Source organism: Acinetobacter sp. YH01005 (assembly GCF_013420465.1).
GTDB classification, from domain to species: domain Bacteria; phylum Pseudomonadota; class Gammaproteobacteria; order Pseudomonadales; family Moraxellaceae; genus Acinetobacter; species Acinetobacter amyesii.
The window spans coordinates 1-3428 of record NZ_VOYA01000055.1; the positions used below are offsets into that span (position 1 = coordinate 1).

A 3428-nucleotide genomic window follows, 5' to 3' on the forward strand; every position below is an offset into this window, starting at 1 on the left:
AAAAAAAAGCATATAGCGACCGACTTCAAAAAAGCATCATCGGATTAGAAAATAGAATCCGGCGAATAAAGAAAGCGCTTTATACAACTTGAAAAGTTGTCAGGGGTCCAGGGGAGGATTCCCCTTGCTCATGAACTTTCAAAAGCCCAAAGGCGTTTTGAAAGTGGAGTGAGTCCACTTTCGCTATCGCAAAGCTCAAAACCTTTTGCTATCGTGTATGTTTTGCGGTGTTGGATCTCTCAATGTCATTTGCTATTTTGCGCCTTCAGAAATTGAAGACTTTTGCCGACATCGGCGGAAGTCTTTCTCATAATTATCGCAATCGAGAAACGCTGAATGCTGACTCTGATCGTACTCATTTGAATGATCATGACTTAGATACAAACGAAAAATGTATGTCTGCAATCAAGGACCGAATCCCTGAGAAGCGAAGAAAAGATGCGGTTCTATGTATTGAACATTTGGTGACAGCATCACCAGAATGGGACGGCTGGGGCACAGAAAAAGAAACTGAATTTTTTGAAAAATCGAAAAAATGGTTAGAAAATAAATACGGCAAAAAAAACGTTATCAGCACTACGATTCATCGAGATGAAACGACTCCGCATCTAGTTGCGTATATTGTTCCAGTTGATGAGGAAAGCGGTCGGTTAAATGCCAAAAAATTTATTGGTGGATCTCGTTTAACTCTCTCAAAAATGCAGACTGATTTTGCAGTTGAAGTAAAACACCTGGGGCTAGAAAGAGGCATTGAAGGAAGCAAAGCGAAACATACATCAATCAAAGAATATTATGATCAAGTCAATGAATACGATAAAACGCATGATCTAAATCTTTCTTCACCAGACTTACCTGCGCCCGACTTTTTTGAGTCAAAAGAAAAATATGGTCAACGAGTCGCAAAGCATGTATTCGACTCAGTTTTTGAACAGATGAAACCCTTATACGAGGAATATAGAGTTCAAGCTGCACAAACTAAATCATCACGCAAAATAGCAAATGAAGCGCAAAAAGAGCTTAAAAAAATACAAGAAAAAGCCAAGCCGTATCTCGATGCGATCAAGGGATATAACCCCAAGACATTGAAAGTTTTTGATGATCAATTAAATATTCTAAAAAGCAACATGGATGATCAAATTCAACAGTATGAAACTGCATACAACAGAAGGCAAGAAGCTGAAAAAATAGAAAAAAATAAACGTGAATTTGAGAAAAGTTGGTCTGAAAGATTGTATTCAATGAACTCTGAACAATCTGAGAGTTTTAATTTTTTGCTTACTCATATTATTCAATTCACTCACGATGATTTCGAGAGAAAACAGAAAGTAAATGAATTAAAAAGACGATTAATTGAAGATAAAAACTATGCACTACATAGTTTTGAGTACAGAAATAGAGATAAAAACACATCAAAATATGAAAAAAAGGATACTTTTGAGATGAAAATTGATGTTGATAGTTCAAATGATTTGGAAATATAGCTCTAAATCGCTCTATTTTACGCTTAAGGCACATTTGGTCTTTTCTGCATAAAAGTATAATTGAAATAAAAAAATGCTCTTAGAACGCAAATGATGAGCATTTAGCGAGTGTCTACGAGCGACACAATGAAAATTCGCCTATTCCCCCTCTGAAAAACTGCTTTTGCTCTTTTTTGCTTCTGGAGAGACTTGTTAGCGAGTGTCTACGAGCGAAGTATTGATGCTTTTGCTCTTAAAAAAGCATGAGCATAGCGAATGCATTATCGCCTTTGATTTTGCCTTTTTTGGGCTTTTAATGTTTTTAAATGCTTTTAAATGCTTTTAGGCCCTCTGAAACACAAGCCTAGCAAGGCTTTCACGCTCCATATCTATACATCTATCGACCCATATCTATACATCTATCGACCCATATCTATACATCTATCGACCCATATCTATACATCTATCGACCTTATCTATACATATTTATTACTGTATATTTACATGCACTTTTATTAGTGTATATTATCGTTGTCGAAAGGAGATTTTTGTTTATGAGCCACTCAAAAAAACAGGAAGAAAATATGCTCATTGTAAAAGACAATGCCTTAATTAACGCTAGCTACAACTTGGAGCTTGTAGAACAACGATTAGTTCTGCTTGCAATTATTGAAGCTAGAGAAAATGGAAGAGGAATCAATGCAAATGACCCTTTGACAATACATGCAAGTACATACATACAAACATTTAATGTTGAAAAACATAGTGCTTATATGAGCTTGAAAGAAGCATGCAAAAACTTATTTGCACGACAATTTAGTTATGAAGAGATGAATGAAAATGGGAATTTGACACACTACACAAGCAGGTGGGTGTCAAAAATCGGCTACACAAAAAATGAAGCAACAGTCAAAATCATATTTGCTCCAGATGTTGTCCCACTGATCACTAGACTTGAAGAACATTTCACAAGCTATGAGCTTGAACAAGTTGCACAACTTCAAAGTAAATACTCAACACGCTTATATGAGATTCTCATAGCGTGGCGTAGTACTGGTAAGACTCCGATTATTACTATTGATGAATTTAGAAACCAAATAGGGATTCTTGAATCTGAATATAAGATTATTTCTAACTTTAAGTTGCGTGTATTAGAACCAGCAATCAAGCAGATCAATGAACATACTGACATTACAGTTACTTATGAACAGCATAAAAAGGGACGTACAATTACAGGCTTTTCATTCAGATTTAAACAGAAGCAACAAGCCAAAATCGAAAAAACAGTAAATCCAAAACGAGATCCAAATACGCCCGATTTTTTTATAAAAATGACAGATGCACAACGTCATTTATTCGCTAATAAAATGTCTGAAATGCCTGAGATGGGGAAATACTCTCAAGGTACAGAAAGCTATCAGCAATTTGCTATTCGTATTGCTGACATGCTTTTACAGCCTGAAAAATTCATAGAGCTTTACCCGATTTTAGAAAAAGCAGGATTTAACAATGAATGAAATATTAGATAATTTTGACATAGATCGAGAAGTCGAAAAGTTTAATGACGTTATACTCAAACAAAGCAATGGCACAAAAGCAAAAATTCTAATCGGCTATTTGCATTCTATTATTGACGTTGATATCAAGCATTTTGATGATTTTAGTGAGCACAAAAGCGTACTCGAAGATATTGAAAGCAAAGTAAACTCTGCTATCAGTCTTCTGAAAACAATCTCAGATTAAAATGACTGAAAAAGAAATAACCAAATTTGAAAAAGAAATGCTGCTTCAACAAAAAATTGAGCAGCTAGAAACAGAGCTTAAAGAATTTTCTGATCTTCAAAAAAAAGCATATAGCGACCGACTTCAAAAAAGCATCATCGGATTAGAAAATAGAATCCGGCGAATAAAGAAAGCGCTTTATACAACTTGAAAAGTTGTCAGGGGTCCAGGGGAGGATTCCCCTTG

General features: G+C 35.3%; 4 protein-coding genes. All 4 read left to right on the forward strand.

What is annotated here, in order from left to right:
• Positions 1-242: 242 nt before the first annotated feature.
• The 4 genes from mobV (at position 243) to FTT72_RS15985 (ending at position 3393) form a co-directional block, all read left to right on the forward strand.
• Positions 243-1481, forward strand: coding sequence for a MobV family relaxase (gene mobV / locus FTT72_RS15970; RefSeq protein WP_180178683.1), 1239 nt, complete (start codon positions 243-245; stop codon positions 1479-1481).
• Positions 1482-2014: 533 nt separating this feature from the next.
• Positions 2015-2977 carry a replication initiation protein RepM gene (gene repM, locus FTT72_RS15975; RefSeq protein WP_180178684.1) on the forward strand — a complete coding sequence of 321 codons (963 nt, stop codon included), beginning with the start codon at positions 2015-2017 and terminating at the stop codon, positions 2975-2977.
• Positions 2970-3203 (forward strand): hypothetical protein, encoded by a 234-nt coding sequence (locus tag FTT72_RS15980; RefSeq protein ID WP_180178685.1) that lies wholly within the window; start codon positions 2970-2972, stop codon positions 3201-3203. The genes repM and FTT72_RS15980 overlap by 8 nt, the downstream gene beginning before the upstream one ends.
• 1 nt (position 3204) lies before the next feature.
• Positions 3205-3393 (forward strand): hypothetical protein, encoded by a 189-nt coding sequence (locus FTT72_RS15985; RefSeq protein WP_180178686.1) that lies wholly within the window; start codon positions 3205-3207, stop codon positions 3391-3393.
• Positions 3394-3428: the final 35 nt, after the last annotated feature.

Coding starts and splice junctions, on each gene's coding strand:
- mobV (WP_180178683.1), top strand. CDS start 243: ATGTCATTTGCTATTTTGCGCCTTCAGAAATTGAAGACTTTTGCCGAC.
- FTT72_RS15985 (WP_180178686.1), top strand. CDS start 3,205: ATGACTGAAAAAGAAATAACCAAATTTGAAAAAGAAATGCTGCTTCAA.
- FTT72_RS15980 (WP_180178685.1), top strand. CDS start 2,970: ATGAATGAAATATTAGATAATTTTGACATAGATCGAGAAGTCGAAAAG.
- repM (WP_180178684.1), top strand. CDS start 2,015: ATGAGCCACTCAAAAAAACAGGAAGAAAATATGCTCATTGTAAAAGAC.